Annotated in this window: 24 protein-coding genes; 17 read left to right on the top strand and 7 right to left on the bottom strand. The window is 71.5% G+C overall.

The genetic code is table 11. The features are described from left to right. The first annotated feature begins 80 nt into the window (after nt 1–80). Both ACIO3O_RS28060 and ACIO3O_RS28055 read left to right on the top strand, forming a co-directional pair. Nucleotides 81–1,085, top strand: a complete 1,005-nt coding sequence (locus tag ACIO3O_RS28060; protein ID WP_401750488.1) for an ABC transporter substrate-binding protein — start codon at nt 81–83, stop codon at nt 1,083–1,085. Between the two features lie 108 nt (nt 1,086–1,193). Then, complete coding sequence (locus ACIO3O_RS28055) at nt 1,194–2,384, top strand: hypothetical protein (RefSeq protein WP_401750486.1); 1,191 nt, start codon at nt 1,194–1,196, stop codon at nt 2,382–2,384. Between the two features lie 18 nt (nt 2,385–2,402). Here ACIO3O_RS28055 and ACIO3O_RS28050 read toward each other — a convergent pair whose 3' ends face one another. Next, the gene (locus ACIO3O_RS28050; protein WP_401750484.1) at nt 2,403–3,563 is read right to left on the bottom strand and encodes an NADH-quinone oxidoreductase subunit D; all 1,161 of its coding nucleotides are present in this window, start codon (nt 3,561–3,563) and stop codon (nt 2,403–2,405) included. A gap of 86 nt (nt 3,564–3,649) precedes the next feature. Next, complete coding sequence (locus tag ACIO3O_RS28045; protein WP_401750482.1) at nt 3,650–4,783, bottom strand: SAM-dependent methyltransferase; 1,134 nt, start codon at nt 4,781–4,783, stop codon at nt 3,650–3,652. 55 nt (nt 4,784–4,838) lie between these two features. On the opposite strand from ACIO3O_RS28045, the gene ACIO3O_RS28040 reads away from it, so the two are divergent. Next, nucleotides 4,839–6,032, top strand: a complete 1,194-nt coding sequence (locus ACIO3O_RS28040; protein ID WP_401750480.1) for a sensor histidine kinase — start codon at nt 4,839–4,841, stop codon at nt 6,030–6,032. Nucleotides 6,033–6,056: 24 nt separating this feature from the next. Next, entirely contained in the window at nt 6,057–6,737 is a 681-nt protein-coding gene (locus ACIO3O_RS28035; protein WP_401750479.1) for a response regulator, read from the top strand. A 39-nt stretch (nt 6,738–6,776) separates the two neighbouring features. On the opposite strand, the gene ACIO3O_RS28030 is transcribed toward ACIO3O_RS28035, so the two are convergent. Continuing rightward, nucleotides 6,777–7,895 (bottom strand): DUF5937 family protein, encoded by a 1,119-nt coding sequence (locus tag ACIO3O_RS28030; RefSeq protein WP_401750477.1) that lies wholly within the window; start codon nt 7,893–7,895, stop codon nt 6,777–6,779. A 132-nt stretch (nt 7,896–8,027) separates the two neighbouring features. Here ACIO3O_RS28030 and ACIO3O_RS28025 point away from each other — a divergent pair, with 132 nt between their 5' ends. Beyond that, nucleotides 8,028–8,306, top strand: coding sequence for a hypothetical protein (locus tag ACIO3O_RS28025; RefSeq protein WP_401750476.1), 279 nt, complete (start codon nt 8,028–8,030; stop codon nt 8,304–8,306). Here ACIO3O_RS28025 and ACIO3O_RS28020 read toward each other — a convergent pair. Further along, the gene (locus ACIO3O_RS28020; RefSeq protein ID WP_401750473.1) at nt 8,303–9,469 is read right to left on the bottom strand and encodes a threonine aldolase family protein; all 1,167 of its coding nucleotides are present in this window, start codon (nt 9,467–9,469) and stop codon (nt 8,303–8,305) included. The two genes, ACIO3O_RS28025 and ACIO3O_RS28020, sit on opposite strands and share 4 nt — an antisense overlap. Nucleotides 9,470–9,628: 159 nt before the next feature. Here ACIO3O_RS28020 and ACIO3O_RS28015 point away from each other — a divergent pair, with 159 nt between their 5' ends. The 11 genes from ACIO3O_RS28015 to ACIO3O_RS27965 all read left to right on the top strand — a co-directional run bounded on the left by ACIO3O_RS28015 (nt 9,629) and on the right by ACIO3O_RS27965 (nt 19,347). Next, complete coding sequence (locus tag ACIO3O_RS28015) at nt 9,629–10,549, top strand: Rossmann-like and DUF2520 domain-containing protein (protein WP_401750471.1); 921 nt, start codon at nt 9,629–9,631, stop codon at nt 10,547–10,549. Next, the gene (gene panC / locus ACIO3O_RS28010; protein WP_401750469.1) at nt 10,546–11,460 is read left to right on the top strand and encodes a pantoate--beta-alanine ligase; all 915 of its coding nucleotides are present in this window, start codon (nt 10,546–10,548) and stop codon (nt 11,458–11,460) included. Before ACIO3O_RS28015 ends, panC begins: the two co-directional genes overlap by 4 nt. Beyond that, nucleotides 11,457–13,196 carry an L-aspartate oxidase gene (locus ACIO3O_RS28005; protein ID WP_401750466.1) on the top strand — a complete coding sequence of 580 codons (1,740 nt, stop codon included), beginning with the start codon at nt 11,457–11,459 and terminating at the stop codon, nt 13,194–13,196. Before panC ends, ACIO3O_RS28005 begins: the two co-directional genes overlap by 4 nt. Beyond that, entirely contained in the window at nt 13,193–14,227 is a 1,035-nt protein-coding gene (gene nadC, locus ACIO3O_RS28000; protein WP_401750464.1) for a carboxylating nicotinate-nucleotide diphosphorylase, read from the top strand. The genes ACIO3O_RS28005 and nadC overlap by 4 nt, the downstream gene beginning before the upstream one ends. Then, complete coding sequence (locus ACIO3O_RS27995; RefSeq protein ID WP_345220185.1) at nt 14,227–15,027, top strand: type III pantothenate kinase; 801 nt, start codon at nt 14,227–14,229, stop codon at nt 15,025–15,027. The genes nadC and ACIO3O_RS27995 overlap by 1 nt, the downstream gene beginning before the upstream one ends. 170 nt (nt 15,028–15,197) lie before the next feature. After that, nucleotides 15,198–16,712: a hypothetical protein gene (locus ACIO3O_RS27990; RefSeq protein ID WP_401750463.1), complete on the top strand. Its 1,515-nt coding sequence runs from the start codon at nt 15,198–15,200 to the stop codon at nt 16,710–16,712. A gap of 109 nt (nt 16,713–16,821) precedes the next feature. Beyond that, the gene (locus tag ACIO3O_RS27985) at nt 16,822–17,412 is read left to right on the top strand and encodes a hypothetical protein (protein WP_401750828.1); all 591 of its coding nucleotides are present in this window, start codon (nt 16,822–16,824) and stop codon (nt 17,410–17,412) included. A 13-nt stretch (nt 17,413–17,425) separates the two neighbouring features. Next, nucleotides 17,426–17,623, top strand: a complete 198-nt coding sequence (locus ACIO3O_RS27980) for a hypothetical protein (protein ID WP_401750461.1) — start codon at nt 17,426–17,428, stop codon at nt 17,621–17,623. Between the two features lie 153 nt (nt 17,624–17,776). Then, complete coding sequence (locus ACIO3O_RS27975; protein ID WP_401750459.1) at nt 17,777–18,277, top strand: BlaI/MecI/CopY family transcriptional regulator; 501 nt, start codon at nt 17,777–17,779, stop codon at nt 18,275–18,277. Nucleotides 18,278–18,286: 9 nt separating this feature from the next. Then, complete coding sequence (locus tag ACIO3O_RS27970; protein WP_401750458.1) at nt 18,287–18,868, top strand: amino-acid N-acetyltransferase; 582 nt, start codon at nt 18,287–18,289, stop codon at nt 18,866–18,868. Between the two features lie 146 nt (nt 18,869–19,014). Continuing rightward, nucleotides 19,015–19,347 (top strand): Lsr2 family protein, encoded by a 333-nt coding sequence (locus ACIO3O_RS27965; protein WP_401750456.1) that lies wholly within the window; start codon nt 19,015–19,017, stop codon nt 19,345–19,347. Here the strand turns inward: ACIO3O_RS27965 and ACIO3O_RS27960 are convergent. After that, the gene (locus tag ACIO3O_RS27960) at nt 19,326–19,967 is read right to left on the bottom strand and encodes an SCO3374 family protein (protein ID WP_401750454.1); all 642 of its coding nucleotides are present in this window, start codon (nt 19,965–19,967) and stop codon (nt 19,326–19,328) included. The two genes, ACIO3O_RS27965 and ACIO3O_RS27960, sit on opposite strands and share 22 nt — an antisense overlap. Before the next feature lie 430 nt (nt 19,968–20,397). Between ACIO3O_RS27960 and ACIO3O_RS27955 the strand changes: the two genes are divergently transcribed. After that, on the top strand, nt 20,398–22,923 hold the full coding sequence (locus ACIO3O_RS27955; protein ID WP_401750452.1) for an ATP-dependent Clp protease ATP-binding subunit: 2,526 nt from the start codon (nt 20,398–20,400) through the stop codon (nt 22,921–22,923). Nucleotides 22,924–23,003: 80 nt separating this feature from the next. Here ACIO3O_RS27955 and ACIO3O_RS27950 read toward each other — a convergent pair whose 3' ends face one another. Then, a complete protein-coding gene (locus tag ACIO3O_RS27950; protein ID WP_401750450.1) occupies nt 23,004–25,514 on the bottom strand; it encodes an NACHT domain-containing protein in 2,511 nt (836 codons plus the stop codon). A 10-nt stretch (nt 25,515–25,524) separates the two neighbouring features. Next, nucleotides 25,525–25,878, bottom strand: a complete 354-nt coding sequence (locus ACIO3O_RS27945) for a trypco2 family protein (RefSeq protein WP_401750447.1) — start codon at nt 25,876–25,878, stop codon at nt 25,525–25,527. Nucleotides 25,879–25,915: the final 37 nt, after the last annotated feature.

Below are 25,915 nucleotides of genomic sequence, written 5' to 3'. Positions count from 1 at the left end.
ACGGCTGTCCCCACTCTTTCTGTTGTTCCGGTCTTTCTGTTGTTCCGGCACTTCGTGCCTCTCACGGATGGTGAATCCTCATGATCAAGACCTCACGTCTCGCGGGCGCGATAGTCGGCCTGGTGGCCCTGTCCGGTTCGCTCGCCGCGTGCGGCGGCGACAGCCTGGAGAAGGAGAAGCCGGGCGCGGGCGGGGCCTCCGCCGGTGCCGACGCCGGTTCCGGTGCGGCCGGCGGCAAGAAGGGGGCGCTTGTGGTGGGCGCGGCGGCCTTCACCGAGTCCAAGGTGCTCGCGGAGCTGTACGCGCAGGTGCTGAAGGACGCCGGATTCGACACCTCGGTGACCGTCGTCAAGAACCGTGAGCTGTACGAACCCTCGCTGGAGAAGGGCGAGATAGACGTCGTCCCGGAATACGCGGCGACGCTCGCGGAATTCCTCAATGCCAAGGTCAACGGTGCGGAGAAGGCCAAGAGCAATCCGCTGGCCTCGCCGGACGTTGCCAAGACAGTCGGCGAGCTGGAGAAGCTCGCCACTCCGCTCGGGCTGAAAGTCCTGCCCGCGGGAGAGGCCGTCGACCAGAACGCCTTCGCGGTGACCAAGGAATTCGCCGCGAAGAACAAGCTCAAGACCCTTTCCGATCTGGGCAGGTCCAAGATCAAGGTCAAGATCGCGGCGGGCGACGAGTGCGCGATCCGGCCGTTCTGCGCGCCGGGCCTGAAGTCGAAGTACGGCATCGACGTCGCGGGAATCGACCCCAAGGGCGTCGGCACCCCGCAGGCCAAGCAGGCCGTGAAGGACGGGGAGGACCAGCTCGTCCTGACCACCACGACCGACGCCACCATCGACAGCTTCGGCCTGGTCTTCCTGGAGGACGACAAGAAGCTCCAGAACGCCGACAACCTGCTGCCCGTGCTCAACACCAAGGACGCCTCGGACCCGGCGGTGGCCGAGGCCCTGAACAAGGTCACCAAGGCGCTGACCACGGCCGATCTCGGTGAGCTGAACCGCAAGGTCGACATCGAGCGGGCCAAGGAGGCCGACGTCGCGAAGGCCTACCTGGAGTCGAAGGGGCTCCTGAAGAAGTAGGCACCGGGGGAATGGCGGGCGCCGCCCGGCGTGTTCGTCGCGTAACGGGCGGGAACAGATTTACGGGCGATACCCCATACGTGTCGCGCACACGGTAAATTTCAAGCCATGCCACGTGGACGCCACCGCCATTCCCCACCCCTGCACAAACTGCTGCCGCCCTCGACGGTCGCGGGCGCCTCGCTCGTGATCGCGGGCGGTGCCTGGTTCGTGGCGGAACCCGTGGTGCTCCGGATACTGGTCGCCGCCGCAGCCGCGGCGGCCGTCACCGGGGCCGCCCTCATGCGCAGTTGGGACCGCACGGCGGGCCGCAAGGTCGCCGAGCTGAACCGGGCCCGCGAGGCCGATGTATGGAAGGCCGAGGAGCGGGCCGCCGATCTGGAGGGCGACCTGGAGGAGTCGCGCGCCCTGCGCATCCGGCTGGAGAACAAGCTGCGCGCCAAGCGCGTCGAGCTGGCCGGGCTGCGCAACGAGCACGCCGCGCTGCTGCGCCGGTACGCGACCGCCGAGACCGAGCGGGCCACCGCGCTGGAGCGGCGTCGCCTGCTGGAGCTGGAGGCGGCCTCCGCGGCCCCCAAGGAGCTGACGGCGGGGGCCTCCACGCCGACCCCGGCGGCGTACGCACGGGCCGCGGCGGCGCTGGAGAAGCTGGCGTCGGGTGCGGGGCGCGAGGTGGAGGTGCGGGCTGCGGCCCAGGCGCCCGCGCGGGTGGCGGAGCATGCCGCGGAGCGCGGGGCGGAGCAGGTGCGGGACGGGGTTCCCGCCGCCGAGTCCACGGCGCCGACCGGCTCCACAGGGGTGGAGGCGCTGGCTCCGGTTCCGGCTCCGACTCCGGCGAGCGCGGCGAAGCCGCCCGTACGAACTCCTGCGAAGCCGCCCGTACGAACTCCTGCACAGACACAGCAGGCACCGCAGGCCCCGCAGGAGCCGCAGGGACCGCAGGCCCCGCGAGCCCCACAGGCACGTCAGGCCCCGCAGGCCCCCGTGCCGACGCGGGAACTGCGGGAGCACATGCGGCCGTCGGCCGCGCTCGCCCCGTACGCACCGCAGAACCTGCCCGCCGTCCGCAAGCAGGGCGGATTCGACTTCTTCGGTACGGGCACGGGTGCGGGCACCCCGGCCGAGCGCGCGGTGCAGGAGACCGACCTGGCCGACGTCGTCGGCGAGGAGGCGCTCGCCGAGCACCGCTCCGCCCGTGGCGTCGACGGCGACGCGGTCGGCGAGGTCATCGACCTCACCGCGCACGACGAGACCGAGCAGCTGGACGTGGCGGGGCTCAGGAGCGTCGCCGGGTCCTGAACCCCCTCGCGGCGGGCGCTACTTGTCGATGTCGCCGACGACGAAGAAGAGCGAGCCGAGAATCGCAACCATGTCGGCGACCAGGGTGCCCGGCAGCAGCTCGGTCAGCGCCTGGATGTTGTTGAAGGACGCCGAGCGCAGCTTGAGGCGGTACGGCGTCTTCTCGCCCTTGGACACCAGGTAGTACCCGTTGATGCCGAGCGGGTTCTCGGTCCAGGCGTACGTGTGGCCCTCGGGGGCCTTGAGGACCTTCGGCAGGCGCTGGTTGATCGGGCCGGGCGGCAGGTCGGCGATGCGGGTCAGGCAGGCGTCGGCCAGGTCCAGGGCGTTGTGGGTCTGCTCCAGCAGGCATTCGAAGCGGGCCAGGCAGTCGCCCTCGGTGCGGGTGACGACCTTCAACGTGTCCTGGAGTTCGCCGTACGCGAGGTACGGCTCGTCGCGGCGCAGGTCGAAGTCGACACCGGAGGCGCGGGCGATCGGTCCGGAGACGCCGTACGCGTGGACGGCCTCGGCGGACAGGACGCCGACGCCGCGGGTGCGGCCGCGGAAGATCTCGTTGCCGAGCACCAGGTCGTCGTAGATGTTCATCCGGGAACGGACCGAGGCGACGGCGTCGCGCACCCGGCCGAGCCAGCCCGCGGGGAGGTCCTCCTTGAGGCCGCCGACGCGGTTGAACATGTAGTGCATGCGCCCGCCCGAGACCTCCTCCATGACGTGCTGGAGTTCCTCGCGCTCGCGGAAGGCGTGGAAGACCGGGGTGATGCCGCCGAGTTCGAGGGGGTACGAGCCCAGGAACATCAGGTGGTTGAGGACCCGGTTCAGCTCCGCGAGGAGGTTGCGGGTCCACACCGCGCGCTCCGGGACCTCCATGCCCAGCATGCGCTCCACGGCCATGACGACGCCGAGTTCGTTGGAGAACGCGGAGAGCCAGTCGTGGCGGTTGGCCAGCATCACGATCTGGCGGTAGTCGCGGGCCTCGAAGAGCTTCTCCGCGCCGCGGTGCATGTAGCCGATGACCGGCTCGGCGTGCTGGATGCGCTCGCCGTCCAGGACCAGCTTCAGGCGCAGGACGCCGTGGGTGGAGGGGTGCTGGGGGCCGATGTTGAGCACCATGTCGGTGGCTTCGGCTCCGCCGCCGATGCCGACGGTGGTCGTCTGCGGGGGCGTCTGCGGTGTCATGGGGGTCAGTATCTCTTGCCCCGGCGAGGGTGGGGGCGGGGGTTGCTGTTCCTCACCGCCGGACGGGCCGAGGCGCGCGAGGCCCGCTACACCCTCTGCTCCAGCCACCCGAAGTCCCCCAGCCCGCCCCGCGCCACCAGTTCCGCAGCCTCGCCCGCCGCCGCCAGGGCACGGACGTACCCCGCCGGGTCCGACGACGCCAGCGCCAGGGGCGGGCGGGCCCCCGTCACCCCGAGTCCGGCCAGCGCCTCCCGCTGGGTGAGCAGCCGCGCGGCGGGGGAAGCGGAGGAGGAAGCGGAGGGCGCAGCCGCCGCGCACGCGTCCAGCGCCACGTGCGACGTGATGTCGCAGGACCCGTCCGGCACCGGCCGCACCTCCCGGCCCCCCGCGAACCCGCTCAGCGTCCCGAACGGCGGCCGCGCCCCGGCCCCGTGCGCGTAGTCCACCGCCACCGCCAGACCGGCGTCCAGCGTGCCCACCGCCGCCGCCCACGCCTCGTCCCGGGGGCGGCCGATCTCCGCCCGGTGCCCGGCGGGCAGCCCGGCCAGCGGCCACCACCGCGCCAGCCACCGCGCGTCCGCGCCCGCGACCGGCGCACCCGGGCGTTCCGTGCCGTCGGCGCGCACCTCGACGTAGCGGGGGAGTCCGTCCGCGTCCGTCTCCGCGACGTCCACGGGGACGTTGTCCAGCCACTCGTTCGCGAAGACGAGGCCCCGCACTCCCCGGGGCGGCTCGGCGCACCACTCGATGCGGTGGTCGAGCCCGTGCGGACGGGGTGCCTTCTCGACACCGTACGGGTGGACCTCGACGTCCGGCGGAAGCGCCGCCAGCACCCCCGTCAGCAGCTCGCCGCGACCGGCGCCGATGTCGACCAGGTCGATGCGGGGGAGACGCTCCGGGCCGCCCAGATCCGCGTACGTACGCAGGAGAAGACCGGCCACGGCCCGGGCGAACAGCGGCGACGCGTGCACCGAGGTGCGGAAGTGGCCCGCGGGGCCCTCGGGGCGCAGGTAGAAGCCGCCAGGGCCGTAGAGGGCCCGCTCGGTCGCGGCCCGCCAGCCGAACCAGCCGTTCCCTTCCTCGTGTCGGTCGTGCCTGTCGTGCCCTCCGTCCCGGCGGGCGGTGTCCGTGTTGTCCTGCCCGTCGGGGGGTGTCGAACCGTCTCTCACGCCACCAAGTCTCCCCTGGGTCTCCACCTTGGGGAGTAGGGGCCGCACCATCGGATCGCTCCTCCGGTTGACCCTTCGGCCTCCGTGGTTTCCCTACGCTGGACATGTGCAGCGCATCTACGACTTCATCCGCAGACACCCGACGAGCGTCGACAGCTTCTGGGCTGTGATTCTCCTCGGGATGTCCGCGATGTCGGCGGGCAGCGCCTGGGACGGCCACAGCATCTCGCTGGGCCTGGCCAGCATCGTGCTGATGTGTCTGGTGCTCGCGCTGCGCCGCCGCTTCCCGGAGCGGATGCTGCTGCTCGCGATCGTCGTCGGGCTCGCGCAGGTGGCGCTGGGCGTCGAGCCGCACCTGGCGAACTTCGCGATGTTCGTCATCGTCTACACGGTGGCCGCCAACGGAGCCCGCTGGGCGTCCCGGCTGGCCCTCGGCGGCTCGCTGGTGGCGGCCACGATCTCCCAGCTCAGGTGGCCGGTCGACAAGGGCGACGCGGTCGCGCCCATCGCCTACGCGGTCTTCCTGACCATCCCCTTCCTGCTCGCCTGGGTGCTCGGCGACTCGCTGCGCACCCGGCGCGCCTACTTCGCACAGCTGGAGGAGCGGGCCACCCGGCTGGAGAAGGAGCGCGAGGCACAGGCCAAGGTCGCCGTCGCCGCCGAGCGGGCCCGCATCGCCCGCGAACTGCACGACGTCGTCGCGCACAACGTCTCCGTGATGATCGTCCAGGCCGACGGCGCCGCGTACGTCATGGACGCATCCCCCGACCAGGCCAAGCAGGCGCTGGAGACCATCTCCACGACCGGCCGCCAGGCGCTCGCCGAGATGCGGCGGCTGCTCGGCGTGCTGCGCAGCGGCGAGGCGCCGGAGAGCGGCGAGTACGTGCCGCAGCCCGACGTCCAGCAGATCGAGGACCTGGTCGAGCAGGTACGGACGGCCGGACTCACCGTCGACTTCCGCGTCGAGGGCACCGCCCGCCCGCTGCCCAGCGGCGTCGAGCTGACCGCGTACCGGATCGTGCAGGAAGCCCTCACCAACACCCGCAAGCACGGCGGCCCCGACGCGGGCGCGAGCGTGCGCCTGGTGTACTTCGACGACGGGCTCGGCCTGCTCGTCGAGGACGACGGGCGGGGCGCCGCGCACGAGCTGTACGAGGACGGCGGCGCGGACGGCCAGGGCCACGGCCTGATCGGCATGCGCGAGCGGGTCGGTATGGTCGGCGGCACGCTGGACGCGGGGCCGCGCCCCGGCGGCGGCTTCCGGATCAGCGCGCTGCTGCCGCTCAAGCCCGCCCACTGACACCCCTCTGGAAGGTCTCCTCTTATGCCGCCGATCCGCGTGATGCTCGTCGACGACCAGATGCTGCTGCGCACCGGTTTCCGCATGGTCCTGGCCGCTCAGCCGGACATGGAGGTCGTCGCCGAGGCGGGCGACGGGCAGGAGGCGCTGGACATCCTGCGCAGCACCGCCGTGGACGTCGTCCTGATGGACGTGCGCATGCCGAGGCTGGACGGGGTGGAGGCGACCCGGCGGATCTGCGCGCAGGACAACGCGCCGCGGGTGCTCATCCTGACCACCTTCGACCTGGACGAGTACGCCTTCTCCGGGCTCCAGGCGGGGGCCAGCGGCTTCATGCTGAAGGACGTGCCCCCGGCGGAGCTGCTGGCCGCGATCCGCTCGGTGCACAGCGGCGACGCGGTCGTCGCGCCGTCCACCACCCGGCGCCTGCTCGACCGGTTCTCGCCGATGCTGCCGAGCAGCGGCAAGGAACCGCAGCACAAGGAGATCGAGAAGCTCACCGACCGCGAGCGCGAGGTGATGCTGCTCGTCGCGCAGGGCCTGTCGAACGGCGAGATCGCCGCCCGGCTGGTGCTCTCCGAGGCCACCGTGAAGACCCACGTGGGCCGCATCCTGACCAAGCTCGGGCTGCGCGACCGCGTGCAGGTGGTCGTGCTGGCGTACGAGACGGGTCTGGTACGGGCCGGGGGCTCGCCCGGCGTCTAGCCGACCCGTGGCCGCTCGCCCGGCGTGCCGGAGGGGGCCCTAGCGCAGCACCCCCTCCAGGAAGTCGCTGCCGAGCCGGGCCACCACGGTGTTGTCCAGGTGGTGCAGGACGTACCGGCCGCGGCGGCGGGTGGTGAGCAGACCGGCCTTCTTGAGCACCCCCAGGTGCCGGGAGACTTCCGGCGCGGTGATGCCCAGGACGTCGGCCAGCTCGCCCGTCGTGTACGGCGTGCGCGCCAGGAACCGGCACAGCCGCATCCGCATCGGGTGCGCCAGAGCCTCCAGCCGCTGCTGCAACAGCGGTACGGAAGCGGGCGACGGCAGCTCGACGGCGCTCACCGGGTAGTGGATCACCGGCCGCCAGCCGGGCGCGTGCAGCACCAGCAGGTGCGGCCAGCCGAAGGTGGACGGCACGGCGGTGAGCCCCGCCCCGACCTCGGGGTCCACGGCGGTGGTGTGGCCCTCGGCGAGCTTGTCGGCCCGGATGCGGCGGCCGTCCTCGTCCAGGGTGAGGGCGGGGGAGACCGCGTGCAGCGCCTCGGCCAGGCCCCGGCGCTGGAGCAGGTCGTGCTTGTGCCGGGCGTCGGAGGCGAGCTGGACCCGCACCCGCCGCCAGGTGTCGGCGAAGAAGGCCTCGTCGCAGTCCTCGAAGAGCCGCCGCAGCCACAGCCGGACGGCCCCCGGGTCGTTCAGCAGGCGGTCGGTGAAGTCCAGTTGCTTGGGCCCGCGGGCCGCCGCGAGGTCCAGCGCACGCGTCCGCAGCCCGGTGTCCACCAGCGGGGAGGGGCCGCCCTCCGCGTACATGCTGGAGCAGGTGAACTCCAGGGCGGCCGACACGAACTCCTCGTCGTCCAGCCGGTCCAGCAGGTCCAGGTCCTCCGCGAGCGTCGCCCCGGGGGCGGCCGAGGGGTCCTTGAGGCCGGCGAACGGCAGGAACACGTCCGAGAACGTCGTGCGCCACAGGAAGTCGGCCTCGGTGAGCCGGTCCGCCAGGTCCGGCTTGAGCGCGGACGAGGTCGCCGTCGCCCAGCCGTGCAGGCCCGGGTGGTGCCCCGGCTCGGACAGGGCGTGCAGCGCCATGCCCAGCTCGCCCAGCGGCGAGATCGCGAAGTCGATCCGCTCGGGCGGCAGGCCGGTGATGTCCACGGAGACGCTCATGGCCCCATGGTGCACGGCCCCACTGACAATCGGCCCGTCGATTGACGCCGCCCGTCAATCGACGGCGGTCCAATTGGCGGGCTTCGTCAATCGGTTGGCAGCCGGGCCGGAGCCCGGCGCAGCGTGAGGGACATGACCGCATCCCAGCAGCACCTCTTCGACGCCTACCGCGCCGCCCAGCACGGCACCCCGACCCCGCCCGCCCCCGGCCGGCACGACTGGCAGACGGTCCGCGAACTGCGCGACACCGTCCGCGACGACCTCCGCTTCCGCGCGGTCGTCGCCGAGCGCCCCGCCGGTTCGTACGTGCGGGCCGCCCTGGCCCGGGTCGCGGACCGGTTCCGTACCGTACGGAACGCCCCCGCGACCCGTACCGCACGGCCCGCCCGTACCGCCGCCAACTGCAACTAGCCGAGACGGCCGACGAATCCGGCCACCGCCTCCCGCACGTCCGCCGCGCTCCACTCCAGCCCCTGCGACGCCACCGTCAGCTCGGTCACCGCCACCCCCGGAGGGCCCTCCGGGGCGGTGAACCACCGCTGGAACAGCGCCACCCCGGTCTCCTCCGCCTGGCGCACCGCCGCTTCGGTGAGCGCGTCCGCCCCGTACGGCAGCCACACCTGGAACTGATGCGTGTGCGGCACCTCCGGGTGCACCCGGAACCACGGCGTCCCCGCCTCCCGGAAACCCTCCACCAGCGCCTGCGCCACCCCCTTGGCGTGGGCCACGTAGGCGGGCAGCCGGGGCAGCTCCCGCTCCAGGCCGATCAGCGCGCTCAGCGCCGCCGGGTACTGCTGGAACAGGTTGCCCCCGTAGCGGTGCCGCCAGGTCCGCGCCTCGTCGATCAGCGTCGCGGGGCCCGCGAGCACCGCGCCCGACATCCCTTCCAGCGACTTGTAGAACGACACGTACACGCTGTCGGCGAGCGCGGCGATCTCCTCCAGAGGACGCCCGAAATGCGGTGTGCACTCCCACAGCCGCGCCCCGTCGAAGTGCACGACGGCGTCCCGCTCCCGGGCCGCCTCCACCACCTCCGTCAGCTCCTCCCACGACGGGAGCACAAAACCGGCCTCCCGCAGCGGCAGTTCGAGCATCAGCGTGCCGAAGGGCTCCTCGAACTCACGCACCTCGTCGGCGTTCGGCAACCGTGCCTCGCCCGTCGGGTGCACCGTGCGCAAACCGCTCACCTCATAGAGGGCGCTGCGTTCGTGCAGCTCCGGATGCGCGCGCGGGTGCAGGGCGACGGTGTTGTTCCCGGTGTGCCCCGCCCAGCACCGGAGTGCGATCTGCTGTGCCATGGTGCCGGTGGGGAAGAACGCGGCGGCCTCCTTGCCGAGGAGGCGCGCGGTGCGCCGCTCCAGCTCCTCCACGACGCCGTCGCCGTAGATGTCGGTGCTCGCGTCGAGGTCGTACACACGGCCCGCGTGGGCGGCCAGGTGCGTCAGCTGCTCGCCGATCCGGTGCTGGGCGGAGGGCCGGGAGAGCACCTTCTTCGCACTGCGCCAGGCCGCACGCCTGCGCTCCTGCGGGTCCGTCGGCACGTGGTGCGCGTCGTTGTTCGCGTCGTCGCTCATCCGCCGATGATCGCGTACGTCATCGAAGGGCGTCACCGGGGTTTTCCACCCCCTGTGGACAGGGAACGGCTCACCCCGAGAGGGGCCCGAAACGCTGGCGTAGCATGACGAGCAATCGTCCGGTACCCCCTGCGGACTGGAACGGAAGGCCGTTTCCGCGTGAACCCATCCCCCCTTTCTGGCGCTCCCGACCCCGCCGACCGCCCCGCCCGGCTCACCGTCGGCGTCGTCGGAGCGGGCCGCGTCGGCTCCGCCCTCGCCGCCGCCCTGCGCCAGGCAGGACACCGTCCCGTCGCCGCCTCCGGTGTCTCCGACGCCTCCGTGCGCCGCGCCGCCGCCCTGCTGCCGGACGTCCCGCTGGTCACCCCCGCCGAGGTGCTGGCCCGCGCCGACCTCGTCCTGCTGACCGTCCCCGACGACGCCCTGCCCGGCCTCGTCGAGGGGCTCGCCGACACCGGTGCGATCCGGCCGGGACAGCTCCTGGTGCACACCTCCGGGCGGTTCGGAACAGGCGTCCTGGCGCCCGCCCTGCGCGCCGGGGCGCTCCCGCTGGCCCTGCACCCGGTGATGACCTTCACCGGCACCTCCGTGGACGTCCAGCGGCTCGCCGGGTGCTCCTTCGGGATCACCGCCCCCGAGGAGCTGCGGCTGGCCGCCGAGGCCCTGGTCATCGAGATGGGCGGCGAACCCGAGTGGATCGCCGAGGAGGCCCGCCCGCTCTACCACGCGGCCCTCGCCCTCGGCGCGAACCACCTGGTCACCCTGGTCGCCCAGGCCATGGAGCTGCTGCGCACCGCAGGCGTCGAGGCCCCCGACCGGATGCTCGGCCCGCTCCTGGGCGCGGCCCTGGACAACGCCCTGCGCTCCGGCGACGCCGCCCTCACCGGGCCCGTCGCGCGCGGCGACGCGGGCACCGTCGCCGCCCACGTCGCGGAGCTGCGCAAGCACGCCCCGCAGACCGTCGCGGGCTACCTCGCGATGGCCCGCACCACCGCCGACCGCGCCCTCGCGCACGGCCTGCTCAAGCCCGAACTCGCCGAAGACCTGCTGGGCGTCCTCGCGGAAGGGGACCTGCGATGACCGTTCTGGTCCGTACCGGCGCCGAACTGGCTGCCCTCGACCGCACCGGCCGCCGTTGCGTCGTCATGACCATGGGCGCCCTGCACGACGGGCACGCCACCTTGATCCGTACCGCCAGGGAGCGCGCGGGAGCCGAAGGACAGGTGATCGTCACCGTCTTCGTCAACCCCCTCCAGTTCGGCGCGAACGAGGACCTGGACCGCTACCCGCGCACCCTGGACGCCGACTTCGCCCTGGCACAGGAGGCGGGCGCGGACGCCGTGTTCGCCCCCGCCGTCGACGAGGTCTACCCCGGCGGCGACCCCCGGGTGCGGCTCTCCGCGGGCCCCATGGGCGAGCGCCTCGAAGGAGCCACCAGGCCCGGACACTTCGACGGGATGCTCACCGTCGTCGCCAAGCTGCTCCACCTCACCGCACCCGACCTGGCCTTCTTCGGCCAGAAGGACGCGCAGCAACTCGCCCTGATCCGGCGCATGGTCCTCGACCTGAACTTCCCCGTCGAGATCGTCGCCGTACCCACCGTGCGCGAGGCCGACGGTCTGGCCCGCTCCAGCCGCAACCGTTATCTGTCACCGGAGGAGCGCAGCGCCTCCCTCGCACTGTCGCAGGCACTGTTCGCGGGCGCGCGCGAGACGACTCCCGCCGCGGTACGGGAAACCGCGCACCGCCTCCTGAAGGAAGCACCGGGGCTGGAGCTCGACTACGTCGCCCTGGTGGACCCCGCCGACTTCACCGACGCCGGTGACAGGCACACGGGCGACGCGGTCCTCGCCGTCGCCGCCCGGGTCGGCACCACCCGGCTCATCGACAACCTGCCGCTGACCTTCGGCGACGTAACAACAGGCGTAACAACAGACGTAACAACAGACGTACCGCAGGATCCTCAGCACACCCCTGGAGCAGCACCGTGACCGGCATACGTCTCGCCGCCCCCGCCCCCGGCTGGTCCATCGACGCCGACGTCGTGATCGTCGGCTCCGGAGTCGCGGGCCTCACCTGCGCCCTGCGCTGCACCGCAGCGGGCCTGCGCACCGTCGTCGTCACCAAGGCCCGCCTGGACGACGGCTCCACCCGCTGGGCGCAGGGCGGCATCGCCGCCGCCCTCGGCGACGGCGACACCCCTCAGCAGCACCTGGACGACACCCTGGTGGCGGGCGCGGGCCTGTGCGACGAGGAAGCCGTACGCACCCTGGTCACCGAAGGCCCCGACGCCGTACGGCGGTTGATCGCCACCGGCGCGCACTTCGACACCGACCCCGACAGCGGCGTCATCCAGCTCACCCGCGAAGGCGGCCACCACCGCCGGCGCATCGCGCACGCGGGAGGCGACGCCACCGGTGCGGAGATCTCCCGCGCCCTGGTGGACGCGGTCCGCGCACAGGCCGTGGAGTTCATCGAGAACGCCCTCGTCCTCGACCTCCTCGTCGACGCACAGGGGCGCACCAGCGGTGTCACCCTGCACGTCATGGGCGAGGGCCAGCACGACGGCGTCGGCGCGGTGAACGCCCCCTCCGTCGTCCTGGCCACCGGCGGCATGGGCCAGGTGTTCGCCGCCACCACCAACCCCGCCGTCTCCACCGGCGACGGTGTCGCGCTCGCCCTGCGCGCGGGTGCGGAGGTCTCCGACCTCGAATTCGTGCAGTTCCACCCGACGGTGCTGTTCCTGGGCGCGGGCGCGGAGGGCCAGCAGCCGCTGGTGTCCGAAGCGGTGCGCGGCGAGGGCGCGCACCTCGTCGACGCGGACGGCGTGCGCTTCATGCTCGGGCAGCACGAACTCGCCGAACTCGCCCCCCGCGACATCGTCGCCAAGGCGATCATGCGCCGGATGCAGGAGCAGGGCGCCGCCCACATGTACCTGGACGGCAGGCACTTCGGCGCCGAGATGTGGGAGAACCGCTTCCCGACCATCCTGGCCGCCTGCCGCGCCCACGGCATCGACCCGGTGACCGAGCCGATCCCGGTCGCCCCCGCCGCGCACTACGCCTCCGGCGGCATCCGCACCGACCTCCGGGGCCGGACCACCGTGCCGGGGCTGTACGCGTGCGGCGAGGTCGCCTGCACCGGTGTGCACGGCGCGAACCGCCTCGCCTCCAACTCCCTGCTGGAGGGCCTGGTGTTCGCCGAGCGCATCGCCGAGGCGGTCACGTCCACGCCGGTACGCACCCCGGGCGCCCCCACCGAGCCCGCCACCGTCCTCCCGCTCATCGCCCCCGACGCCCGCCACGGCATCCAGCAGACGATGTCGCGGGGCGCGGGCGTCCTGCGCTCGGCCCGGAGCCTGGGCGACGCCGCGGACGCCCTGGAGGCCGTCCACCTGGGCGCCCGGCACGACGCCGCCGGTTCGGGCAAGTCCGCCGAGCCCGGCGTCGACTCCTGGGAGACCACGAACCTCCTGTGCGTCTCGCGGGTGCTCGTCGCCGCCGCCCAGGAGCGCGCGGAGACCCGCGGCTGCCACTGGCGCGAGGACCACGCCGACCGCGACGACGCCCACTGGCGGCGCCACCTCGTCGTACGGCTCACCGACGACCACCGCCTCGTGGTGCGCCGCACCGAGACGGCCGCCTTCCCGCCCGTACGAGAACCCGTACCAGAAGACGCAAGCGTGCACGACGTACGAGAGACCCTTCCGAAGGAGCAGCACCAGTGAGCACCCCCGAGAACCCCCAGCTCCTCCCGCAGGCGGGCGGCTGCGGCGACGCCTGCGGCTGTTCCGGCGGGGCACCTCAAGAGGTGACGGAGGACGGCACGTACGACCTCTCCGACTGCGGCCTGGACCCCCACCTCGCGCAGCTCCTCCTGGACTGCGGCCTGGACCCCATCGAGGTCGAGGACATCGCCAACGTCGCCCTCGCCGAGGACCTCGCGCACGGCGTCGACGTGACCACCGTCGCGACGGTGCCCGAAGAGGCCGTCGCCACCGGTGACTTCACCGCCCGCGAGGCGGGCACGGTCGCGGGCCTGCGCGTCGCGGAGACGGTGCTCTCCATCGTCTGCACCGAGGAGTTCGAGGTCGAGCGGCACGTCGAGGACGGCGACCGCGTGGCAGCCGGTCAGAAGCTCCTCACCGTCACCACCCGCACCCGCGACCTCCTCACCGCCGAACGCAGCGCCCTGAACCTCCTGTGCCGCCTCTCGGGCATCGCCACCGCCACGCGCGCCTGGGCGGACGTCCTGGAGGGCACGAAGGCCAAGGTCCGCGACACCCGCAAGACCACCCCCGGTCTGCGCTCGCTGGAGAAGTTCGCGGTGCGCTGCGGCGGCGGCGTCAACCACCGCATGTCGCTCTCCGACGCCGCCCTGGTCAAGGACAACCACGTGGTGGCCGCCGGGGGAGTGGCCCAGGCCTTCAAGCTCGTACGGGACGCCTTCCCGGAGGTCCCCATCGAGGTCGAGGTCGACACCCTCGCGCAGGTCACCGAGGTGCTGGAGGCGGGCGCCGACCTGATCCTGCTGGACAACTTCACTCCGGAGCAGACCGCCGAGGCCGTCGCCCTGGTCGCGGGCCGCGCCGCCCTGGAGTCCTCCGGCCGCCTCACCCTCGCGACGGCCCGCGCGTACGCCGACACCGGCGTCGACTACCTCGCCGTGGGCGCGCTCACGCACTCCTCCCCGATCCTCGACATCGGCCTGGACCTGAGGGAGACCGAAGCGGAGACCGGAGTGGAGGCCAAGGCCTGATGCTCCTCACCATCGACGTCGGCAACACCCACACCGTCCTCGGCCTGTTCGACGGCGAGGAGATCGTCGAGCACTGGCGCATCTCCACCGACCCCCGCCGCACCGCCGACGAACTGGCCGTGCTGCTCCAGGGGTTGATGGGCATGCACCCCATGCTCGGCAATGAGCTGGGCGACGGCATCGAGGGCATCGCCATCTGCGCCACCGTCCCCTCGGTCCTGCACGAGCTGCGCGAGGTCACCCGCCGCTACTACGGCGACGTCCCCGCCATCCTCGTGGAGCCGGGCGTCAAGACCGGTGTGCCGATCCTCATGGACAACCCCAAGGAGGTCGGCGCGGACCGCATCGTCAACGCGGTCGCCGCCGTCGAGCTGTACGGCGGCCCGGCGGTCGTCGTCGACTTCGGTACGGCCACCACCTTCGACGCGGTCTCCGCCAAGGGCGAGTACGTCGGCGGCGTCATCGCCCCCGGCATCGAGATCTCCGTGGACGCCCTCGGCGTCAAGGGCGCCCAGCTCCGCAAGATCGAACTGGCCCGCCCGCGCAGCGTCATCGGCAAGAACACCGTCGAGGCCATGCAGTCGGGCATCGTGTACGGCTTCGCGGGCCAGGTCGACGGGGTCGTCGCCCGCATGGCACGCGAGCTCTCCCCGCAGGACCCGGACGACGTCACGGTCATCGCCACCGGCGGCCTCGCCCCGATCATCCTCGGCGAGGCCACCGCGGTGGACGAACACGAGCCCTGGCTCACGCTGATCGGGCTGCGCCTGGTGTACGAGCGGAACATCGCCCGCATGTGAAGCGGTCACCGGTGCCGGCGCCGGGGCTCTCACCGGTGCCGGTGCTCTCCTCGGTGCCGGGGGCGGTGCCGTGGGCGCGGAACCGCTCGAACCGGTTCCGGATGTAAGGGTGTTGCGCACCCTTCCCCGGGCGGTGCAACCCCCGTGCTCCGCCGCGGGTCGTACTCCGCATGCACGGAGGCACGCACGGAGTTCCCTCGCACCGGAGCCGGACCGCGGCCGCCCGGGTCCCCTCGTCGCCGGGACGGCTCTCGGGGGCGGCCCTGTGCCTGCTGGCCCTGGTCGCCGTCGCCGGCTGCGGCACCACGGGCGACACCCCCGACGGCAAGCCGTCCGCACCGGCGCACCCCACCCGCACGACCTCCCCACCCGCCGCGCCCGCCCCACCCGTCCCGTCCGCCACCGAGCCCCTGCCGCGGCGCGTCGCCGACCTGTTCTTCGTCCCCTCCGCCGAGGGCTCACCCCTGTTCAGCAACGGCTACCGGGTCGACTTCGCCAACGACCTGAACGCCCTCCCGGCCTACCGGGACGCGACGGTCGCGTACGACCTGACCTCCCTCAAGGGCAAGATGGTCATCGGCCCCGGCCTGCGCCGCGGCTGCGTCAACAAGGACCACGTCGTCACCTGCCCCCTGCCCGCCTCGGAAGGCCCCAACGACCCGGCGTTCTGGCTCAAGACCCTTCCCGGCGTCCCCCGGGGCAGGGCGGGCGAGGTCGTCTTCCGCGTCACCGCGCCCCACGCCCCGCCCGTGAGCGGCAGGACCACGGTGATGGTCGGGTCGCCCCGGTTCGCCGCCGAGCCGAAACCGCCCCCGCGCCGAGGGGTGGCACGCGGCGCCGAGGTGTCCGTCACCCCCCGCTTCACTTACCAAGGCGACGTCCCGCTCCCCGGCGGCGTCACCGTCGGGCTGGAGAGTTCCGGCTCCTCCTTCTCCGCGACGTACGCCAACTGCCGCTACGACAGCCTGGAGCACCCGACGCAGGCCGAATGCACCTTCCCCGGCCCCCTGTCCCCCGGTGACTCCCGCACCCTGCGACTGCCCGTCGCGGCCACGGTCGAGTCCGTGAGCCGACTGGAGCCGCGCGAACCGGTGCTGGCGGGCGGAGTGTCGTACGGGATACGCCCCGCCGGGGTCCTCGACCCGGAGTTCGGCCTTCCCGAGAACGCCCCGCGCGGCACCGGCCCCGCCCTGCGCCTGGTGCCGGACGGTTTCGAGCCGCCGCCGAAGGCGCTCACGTACGGCGGCATCGAATTCACCACCGAGCTGAACGAGGCCGCCGCCGACTGGGCGGCACCCGCGATCACCATCAAGGGACGCGTCGGTGAGGAGATCGAGCTGGAGATGCCTCCGGCCGTGGAGCACCGGCTGGACGCCTCGTCGACGCAGCAGGTCAAGCTGAAAGTGGTCCTTCCGCCCGGCGTCAGCGCCACCCGCGTGGGCTCGACCTGGCTCAGCAGCGACGCGGCGTACTGCACCCGCGAAGGCGTGGAGGCGGGCGCGATCCTGTGCGCCCCGGGAACGGCCTTCGAACCCGCGCGGCTCGGCGTCCGCATCGACCGCGCCTCGGCGGCGGGTTCCGGCGGGAGCGTCGAGATCGTCGATTTACCACCCCCCGCGAACGGTCGGCCCGACCCCGACCCGGCGAACAACTCCGCCCCCCTGCGGGTCCGGGTCGTCCGCTGACCGTGCCCGCCCCACCCGGCAACGCGCCACCGATCACCCGTTAAGACACTTTTGTCCGCTTAGCACTTAAAGTCACCACATGCCCACGCCATACGGTTCCCGCGGCGGCATGGCGTTCAGCGCAGACGAACTGCGTGTGCTCCGGCGCGCCCTCGCCCTCGCCCTCCACCCCGCCCCCCTTCCCTCCGACGAGGTACGCGAGTGCCTGCGCCTGGCGGAGTCCGTCGACGAGGCCATCCGCGAGGCGGGACGGCTGCGCGCCTTCCTGCTCGCCGACCTCGCCCGCTACCGGGTCGCGCTCCCCGGCTCCGCCACCGGCTACCTGGAGCTCCTCCAGGACGCCCTGGCGGCCGGCTACCGCCCCCAGCCCGACGACCTCGCCTCCCTGCGCTCCCTGCGCAAGCTCCCGCTCGCGGCGGCGCTGCTCGGCCGCTGCCAGGGCATCGCGGAACGTTCGGTACGGGCCAGGCTCGCCCGTACGAGCACTCCCGCGGCCGCCCCCGCCGCCCCCGCCCCGCGCACGCGCCTCACCGCCCTGCCCGGCGGCCGCGCCGACACCAAGCCGGTACGGCCCGCCGGACCCCAGGCCCCGGCCCCGGCCGACAACCCCACGCGCGGGCGCCCGATGCCCACCCCCGCCGAGGCCTTCCCGCCCCGCAAGCGGCCCGCGCCCCCCGGGGAGCGACGCGAAGCGAGCTAGCTACTCTGGAGGCATGGACTATGTCTCCGCGCTCCTGCCCCCGGTGGTGATGGCCGCCTTCTTCATCGGTCTCGTCGTGACGATCGTCAAGACGCAGGGCGGCGCCAACAAGACCAAGGAAGACCGCATCGTCGACGCCGTCGCCGCGGCCACCGCGGCCCCCGGCCCGCCCGTCGACACGGCCGCGAAGCGCAACAGCGACGATTCCTGAAGCAGGGGCCACCGGCACCGGCGGGACGTCGTACAGAACAGACGCACCGAAGAGGGGCGTGCGATCCGGAACTCACCGGACCGCACGCCCCTCTTTTTCTGCGCCCCGCCCGAATAGCCGGGAATTCCTGATATCTCCCACTAGGGTGGCGCTGTGCCACGCCGATTGGGAGAGCTGGAAGACGCCGTCATGACGCGCGTGTGGCAGTGGAACCGTCCGGTCACCGTGCGGGAAGTCCTCGAAGATCTTCAGAAGGACCGTTCCATCGCCTACACCACCGTGATGACCGTAATGGACAATCTCCATCAGAAGGGCTGGGTGCGCAGGGAAGTAGACGGCAGGGCCTATCGATATACCTCGGTCTCCACGCGCGCCGCCTACTCGGCCGCACTGATGAACGAAGCCTGGTCGACCAGTGACAACCCCGCCGCCGCCCTTGTCGCGTTCTTCGGGATGATGTCCGCCGAGCAGCGCGAAGCACTTCAGGACGCGATGCGCGTCGTACGGCGCGACGACGACACGGAAGATTCGGCTCCAGTCGCCGATGTCCCGGATGTCGATGCCCCGGACGCGGATGTCGCGGATGCGGATGCGGATGCGGATGTCCCGGATACGGAACTCCCCGGTGAGGGTGCGAAGCCGCCGGGGCGATAGCGTCCGGGCATGGCCCCAGATCGTATTGCGCCCGCAAAATCCGGCACGGCAGCCAACGCGGAAGCCATCACCGTCCGCCGTGCGCGCACCAGTGATGTGCCCTCGATCCGCTCCCTTGTGGACGCCTACGCGCGCCAGAGCATCCTGCTCGACAAAGCGAACGTGACGCTTTACGAGGACATCCAGGAGTTCTGGGTCGCGGAACGCGACGAGGACGCCCGGGTGATCGGCTGCGGAGCGCTGCACGTCATGTGGGAAGACCTCGCCGAAGTGCGCACTCTCGCCGTCGATCCGGGCATGAAGGGCGCGGGAGTGGGGCATCTGGTGCTGGACAAACTGCTCCAGACCGCCCGGTGGATCGGAGTGCGCCGCGTTTTCTGTCTGACCTTCGAAGTGCAGTTCTTCGCGAAGCACGGGTTCACGGAGATCGGCGAGATCAGGGAGAACGGCGAGATCGCGGAGTCGCCGGTCGACGGAGATGTCTACAGCGAGCTGCTGCGTTCCCATGACGAGGGTGTGGCGGAGTTCCTCGGTCTCGAACGAGTGAAGCCCAACACCCTGGGCAACAGCCGGATGCTTCTGCACCTCTGAAGCGCGGGGAACCGGCTGTTGTCCTATGTCCGAATCGCGCACGTTTCCCGTGTTCTTGCGGTACTGAACCTCCCACAGGGGTTTGTGTTTTCCCCGGAAAAGCGGTTTCCTTTCCGCGTACTGCATTTTCGATGAAAGGAAATCCGGTGGCGCAGAAGGTTCAGGTCCTTCTTGTTGACGACCTCGACGGCGTCGAGGCGAACGAGACGGTGACGTTCGCTCTGGACGGCAAGACCTATGAGATCGACCTCACCACCGCGAACGCGGAGAAGCTCCGCGGGCTGCTCGACCCGTACACCAAGAACGGTCGTCGCACGGGTGGCCGCAGCGCCGGCCGCGGCAAGGCGCGCGTTGTTTCCGGTGGTACGCAGAACACGGCCGAGATCCGTAAGTGGGCGAAGGAGAACGGTCACGAAGTCAGTGCCCGTGGTCGCGTTCCCGCTTCGGTGAAGGAAGCCTACGAGAAGGCCAACGGCTGAGCCTGCCGCTTTTTCGGCAGTCCCGTCATCACGTCGAGGTCCCTGCGGTTCGCGTCGGCCGGGTGTGCGTGAAGCAATCGCACCCGGTGGCATTCCGTCGCCGCCGCGGCCAGCAGGCGTACGAGATCGGGGGCGTCCCCACTGCCCCCGATGCCGGTGAAGGCCGGCAGCGCTCCCTCGCGGCCCGGCACGGGGGGCCGCAGCCATACGGCGGCCCCGCCCTCGGGCAGCGGGTCGCAGTGCGGCGGAGCGGGGGCGGTGATCAGGCCGCCCGTACCGGTCGCCCGCAGGTCCAGGGCGACGGACCCCCACTCCAGCCAGTCCAGGAGCGAGGGCACCTCGTCCGCGCTCCCCGCGGCGAGCAGCAGCCGCATCCGCCGCCCCAGCAGGGCGACGGGCCCGGTGGGCCCGATCCGGCGCAGCACGGCATGTCCCGCTTCCACGGGCAGTTCCAGTACGTCGAAATGGCGGCCGGTGGGCAGCAGAACCGGTTCTCCCGGTGCGTGGACAGTGCTCCAGCCGAGCTCTTCTTCGTACCAGCGGACCCAACGGCCCGCGCGGTCCCGTGCGGCGTCGTCACCGGACAGCGGCGGGCGGGGGCGGGGAACGGTGGGAGCCATGCCCGGAGCAACTCCCGAGACGGCCGGTGGTTACGCTGAGTCCGTGAACGGATGCGCTGCGTGGGCGAAATGGGGGCGTGTGCGCGCATCCGGCGGCGCAAGGATGTTCGCCCGTAGCTGAGGGAACCGGCGTGCGCCGCATGGAGTGTCAGTGCTTGCGGGTAAGACAGTCCTAGTGGGGAGGGGCGACACGCACGCGAAGCGGTCCCCCGTTCGCCATCGGCGTAGTGGCGATAGGGGTAACTGCTTGGCCTGCGGGAACATCGTCTCGCACCATCGAGTTGAGGCAGTAGTCGGCTGTTCAGGCCGGGAGGCAAGAACGGGTGTCGGCAGTTGGAATGAGCTGTCCCGCCCCGCGGGACTAGCATGCGGAAGGACAGGGAGGGGACCGACCCCTTAACTGCCCGACCGCTCTGAGGAGCGAATAACGATGTTCGAGAGGTTCACCGACCGCGCGCGGCGGGTTGTCGTCCTGGCTCAGGAAGAAGCCCGGATGCTCAACCACAACTACATCGGCACCGAGCACATCCTCCTGGGCTTGATCCACGAGGGTGAGGGTGTCGCCGCTAAGGCCCTGGAGAGCCTCGGCATTTCGCTTGAGGCGGTTCGCCAGCAGGTCGAGGAGATCATCGGTCAGGGGCAGCAGGCCCCGTCCGGTCACATTCCCTTCACCCCGCGTGCCAAGAAGGTCCTGGAGCTGTCGCTCCGCGAGGCCCTCCAGCTCGGCCACAACTACATCGGCACCGAGCACATCCTGCTCGGCCTGATTCGCGAGGGCGAGGGCGTCGCCGCCCAGGTCCTGGTGAAGCTGGGCGCCGATCTCAACCGGGTGCGGCAGCAGGTCATCCAGCTGCTCTCCGGATACTCGGGCAAGGAGACCGCCGCAGCCGGCGGCCCTGCGGAAGGCACGCCTTCCACGTCCCTGGTGCTCGACCAGTTCGGCCGGAACCTCACCCAGGCCGCTCGTGAGTCCAAGCTCGACCCGGTCATCGGGCGCGAGAAGGAGATCGAGCGGGTCATGCAGGTGCTGTCCCGCCGTACGAAGAACAACCCGGTCCTCATCGGCGAGCCCGGCGTCGGCAAGACCGCCGTCGTCGAAGGCCTGGCGCAGGCCATCGTCAAGGGCGAGGTGCCCGAGACCCTCAAGGACAAGCACCTCTACACCCTCGACCTCGGTGCGCTCGTCGCCGGTTCCCGCTACCGCGGTGACTTCGAGGAGCGGCTGAAGAAGGTCCTCAAGGAGATCCGCACCCGCGGCGACATCATCCTGTTCATCGACGAGCTGCACACGCTCGTGGGTGCGGGTGCCGCAGAGGGCGCGATCGACGCGGCGTCGATCCTGAAGCCGATGCTGGCCCGCGGTGAGCTCCAGACCATCGGTGCCACCACGCTCGACGAGTACCGCAAGCACCTGGAGAAGGACGCCGCTCTTGAGCGCCGCTTCCAGCCCATCCAGGTCGCGGAGCCGTCGCTGCCGCACACCATCGAGATCCTCAAGGGTCTGCGCGACCGCTACGAGGCCCACCACCGTGTCTCCATCACGGACGAGGCCCTCGTCCAGGCGGCCACGCTGGCCGACCGGTACATCTCGGACCGCTTCCTGCCGGACAAGGCGATCGACCTGATCGACGAGGCCGGTTCCCGGATGCGCATCCGCCGGATGACCGCGCCGCCGGACCTCCGCGAGTTCGACGAGAAGATCGCGAACGTCCGTCGCGACAAGGAGTCCGCGATCGACTCGCAGGACTTCGAGAAGGCGGCCTCCCTCCGCGACAAGGAGAAGCAGCTCCTCGCGGCGAAGGCCAAGCGCGAGAAGGAGTGGAAGGCCGGCGACATGGACGTCGTCGCCGAGGTCGACGGCGAGCTCATCGCCGAGGTCCTCGCGACCGCGACCGGCATTCCCGTCTTCAAGCTGACGGAGGAGGAGTCCTCCCGTCTGCTGCGCATGGAGGACGAGCTGCACAAGCGCGTCATCGGCCAGAAGGACGCCATCAAGGCGCTCTCCCAGGCGATCCGCCGCACCCGTGCAGGCCTCAAGGACCCGAAGCGTCCCGGTGGCTCGTTCATCTTCGCCGGTCCGTCCGGTGTCGGTAAGACCGAGCTGTCCAAGACGCTCGCCGAGTTCCTCTTCGGCGACGAGGACGCGCTGATCTCCCTCGACATGTCGGAGTTCAGCGAGAAGCACACGGTCTCGCGCCTCTTCGGCTCGCCCCCCGGCTACGTGGGCTACGAAGAGGGCGGCCAGCTCACCGAGAAGGTCCGCCGCAAGCCGTTCTCCGTCGTCCTCTTCGACGAGGTGGAGAAGGCCCACCCGGACATCTTCAACTCGCTGCTGCAGATCCTGGAGGACGGTCGCCTGACCGACTCCCAGGGCCGCGTGGTCGACTTCAAGAACACCGTCATCATCATGACGACGAACCTCGGCACCCGGGACATCTCCAAGGGCTTCAACCTGGGCTTCGCCGCCCAGGGCGACGTCAAGACCGGGTACGAGCGGATGAAGAACAAGGTCAACGAAGAGCTCAAGCAGCACTTCCGCCCCGAGTTCCTCAACCGTGTCGACGACACGGTGGTCTTCCACCAGCTCAGCCAGGAAGACATCATCCAGATCGTCGACCTGATGATCGCCAAGGTGGACGAGCGCCTCAAGGACCGCGACATGGGCATCGAGCTCAGCGGTGACGCGAAGCAGCTCCTCGCCAAGAAGGGCTACGACCCCGTGATGGGCGCCCGGCCGCTGCGCCGGACGATCCAGCGCTCGATCGAGGACGTCCTCTCGGAGAAGATCCTCTTCGGCGAGCTGCGCCCCGGTCACATCGTGGTCGTCGGCACCGAGGGCGAGGGCGACGCGAAGGAGTTCACCTTCCGCGGCGAGGAGAAGGCAGCCCTGCCGGACGCCCCGCCGATCGAGTCCGCCGCCGGTGGCAACGGGCCGAACATGACGAAGGACGCGTGACGCTTGGCGCTTGCGCCGAGGTGAGCGTGTGAAGGGCCCCGGAACCGATCGGTTCCGGGGCCCTTTGCCGTGCCGTACGCCTACGACTGCTGCCGACGGACCTCGTCGAGCAGCGCGTACAGGTCGGCCCCTTCGTAGGTGCCGCGCAGGGTGACCACCCGAAGCTGCTCGGGCGGCAGCAGCGGCAGGTGGGCCAGCCGGTCGGGCGTACGGACGTCGATCTCGTACGGGGGGACCGCGAGCCGGGTCAGTACGTCGCGGGCGTACGCGGCGGTGGGGAAGTGCGGCCAGGCGTCCACGAGGGCCTGGGCGACCTCCTCGGTGGCGCACCGGGCGACCTCGGCGGCGTACGCCATGGCCTCGGGGCCGCCGATCCGGCCCAGCATCCGGACCGTGTAGTCGGCCTGCGCCAGGCTCAGCTCCCTCGGCGGGGGCAGCAGCGGGATCACCGGCGGGCCGAGGCGGGCGAGCTGGGCGGCGTGGTCGGCCCCGACGGGCGGGACGACGGTGCGCAGGAGGGTGCGGACGTCGCGGGCCAGGGTCTCGTCCAGCCAGGCGGCGTGCTGGGCGCACAGGGCGGTGAGGACCGGTCGGGTGCCGAGTTTCAGGAGGCCGCGCAGGAGTTCCGTCATGTCGCGGCGGTTGCAGTGGCCGGAGGCCAGGAGGATCACGTCCTCCCAGCGGGAGTCCTCGGAGTGGGTGAGGAGTTCCGGCAGGTGGCCGCCCTCGACGAATTCCTTGGCGGCGAGGAAATCCTGGAAAGTGCGATGGGTGAATTGGAAGAAGTCGTCCACCCGTTCCTGGAGGAGACCGGTGCGGTTCACGAGGTGGGTGAGGATCGCGTCGGAGGAGCCCTGGGCGCGGACCCGTTCCATTCCGGCGAGGGCGGGCTGGATTTGGCGGACCGCCTGAAGGCGGGTGAATTCCGATTGGCCGCCCCTGACCTGCCACACCGCTATCCGCTGGAGGAGCTGGGTGTGTTCCTCGACGGTCATCTCGATGCCCTCGGGACTGCCGATGCGGCGGCGTTTGTCACGGTTGCCGAGGAGCATGTGCAGGGCCGATTGGTAGAGGGCCCAGCGGGTTTCCGGCAGGAAACCCTGGCGGACGCGGTGGACGGCGCAGATCACCGCGCACAGGAGCGGGGTGCGGGCGAGGTCGGCGAGGGCCGGATTCTGGCGGAACTGGTGGGAGAGGTCGTGTTCGAGGGCGGGGAGGTCCTCGTGGGGGTCGGTGCTGCTGAGGGCGGCGGCCTGGTGCCAGGCGGTCACGAAGGACTGGATGTCGTCGTTCCGCATGGGGAGAAGGCGTAATTCTTCGAAGCCCTCGGAGCGGAGCCAGTCCGGGGCGACCGCTAGGGGCCGGGAGGTGACGACGCAGCGGTTGTCGGGGAAGCGGGCGAGGAGGTCGGCGAGCCAGGTGTGGGCGTCCTCGCGGTCGTCCTGCGAGACCTCGTCCAGGCCGTCGACCAGGATCAGCGCCCGGCCCGCCGCCAGGACGCGTCCCGCCCAGCCGTCCGGGGCCGCGTCGATCATCAGCCGGGAGGCGGAGGGGAGTTGGGCGGGGGTCGGGAAGGTGCGGCCCTGGGCGCGGAGGGTGCGCAGGGGGACGACGTACGGGACGAGGCCGTTGAGGTCGGCGAGGTCGGGGCCGAGTGTGCCGGCGGCGGCGTGGGCGGCGAGCCACCAGACCAGGGTGGTCTTGCCCGCGCCGGCGTCGCCCCGGAGGAGGACGCGGGGGCGCTCCGAGAGGAGGGTGTCGATGCGTTGCGGGGTGCGGGCGGACTCGGTGCTGGAGTGGGCTTCCAGGGAGAGGTAGGCGGTGTCGAGGTCCCATTCGGCGTCCTGTTTGCCGAGCTCGTCCAGGCCGAAGATCTTGGTCTTGCGGTAGGCGGTGCGGAGGGAGAGGGCGTATTCGCGTTCGTACGGGGAGTCCTCCGGGTGGGAGCCGGTCAGGGGCTCCAAACGGGGGGCCTGTTCGTTCAGCATCTCGTACGCGAAGCGGAATTCGGAGTTCCGGACGATGCGGGAGACGGGCACGCACTCGGCACGCCGGTGACCGCGCCCGTACGGAATCGAGCGCACCAGGCCCATCAACAGGTCGCCGCAGAAGACCGGGGCACCGGAGAGTCCCGCCAGCGGCGAGCTGCCGTCGCCGGGGTCACCGGCGGGCGGGCGGTCGAACTCGAAGGCCAGATCCCGGCGGATCAGACTGGCCGACGGCAGCAGGGTGCCGGTGAAGTGGTCGCTGTCCGGCTTCTGGCCGTCGTACCGCTGGATCTTCGGGTAGCCGTAGACCTCGCAGTGCGGAAGGGCCCGGTGGGTGTCGACCGTGCCCAGCCGGGGGAGCGAGAGCGGCTCGAAGAAGACGAGGTTGTCGACCTGGAGGAGGGCGGCGTCAAGGTTCCGGTCGATCCACACCAGCGTGCACTGTCGCGCAGTCCGTTCGCCGGGCAACAGGATTGTCGACGCCTTCTGCGGACCCTCGATGACATGCGCGCAGGTCAGTACCGCGCGGCCGAGCCGGACTCCGCTCCCCTGCTGTTTTCCCAGCACGATGACCGACGACCCCGCGACCCCCGTCCACCTCATCGCGCGCCCCTCACTCCTCCGCGCCGGAATCGCCGAACCCGCTTATGTCCGGCAGCTCGTCGTTGCCCACCGCGACGCTCCCGCCCGTAGCGGCCTTCACCGGGGTCAAGGTCAGCGCCACCTTGTGCGTCCGCCCCGTGGCGAGCCCCGCGTCCGTGCCCGCCTCCACCACCCACGCCTTCACCTTCGCCCCGCCCTTGACCTCCCTGCGGAGCTCGACCGTGAACTCCATCTGGATGTCCCCGACCGTGAACGCGATCTCCTTGCCCGCCGACCGCGCGGCTGCGCGCATCAGCTGGCTGCGGATGGACTCCACCGCGTCCGCCAGCTCGATGCCGTCGTACGGGTGCGATGCGTCAGCCATGTGTGCCCCCCAGGTGAAGTTCTCACCCCTACAACGG

This window comes from Streptomyces sp. NPDC087440 (assembly GCF_044744005.1).
In the GTDB taxonomy this organism is placed as follows: Bacteria; Actinomycetota; Actinomycetes; order Streptomycetales; family Streptomycetaceae; genus Streptomyces.
This window is presented reverse-complemented; position numbering and strand designations above follow the sequence as displayed.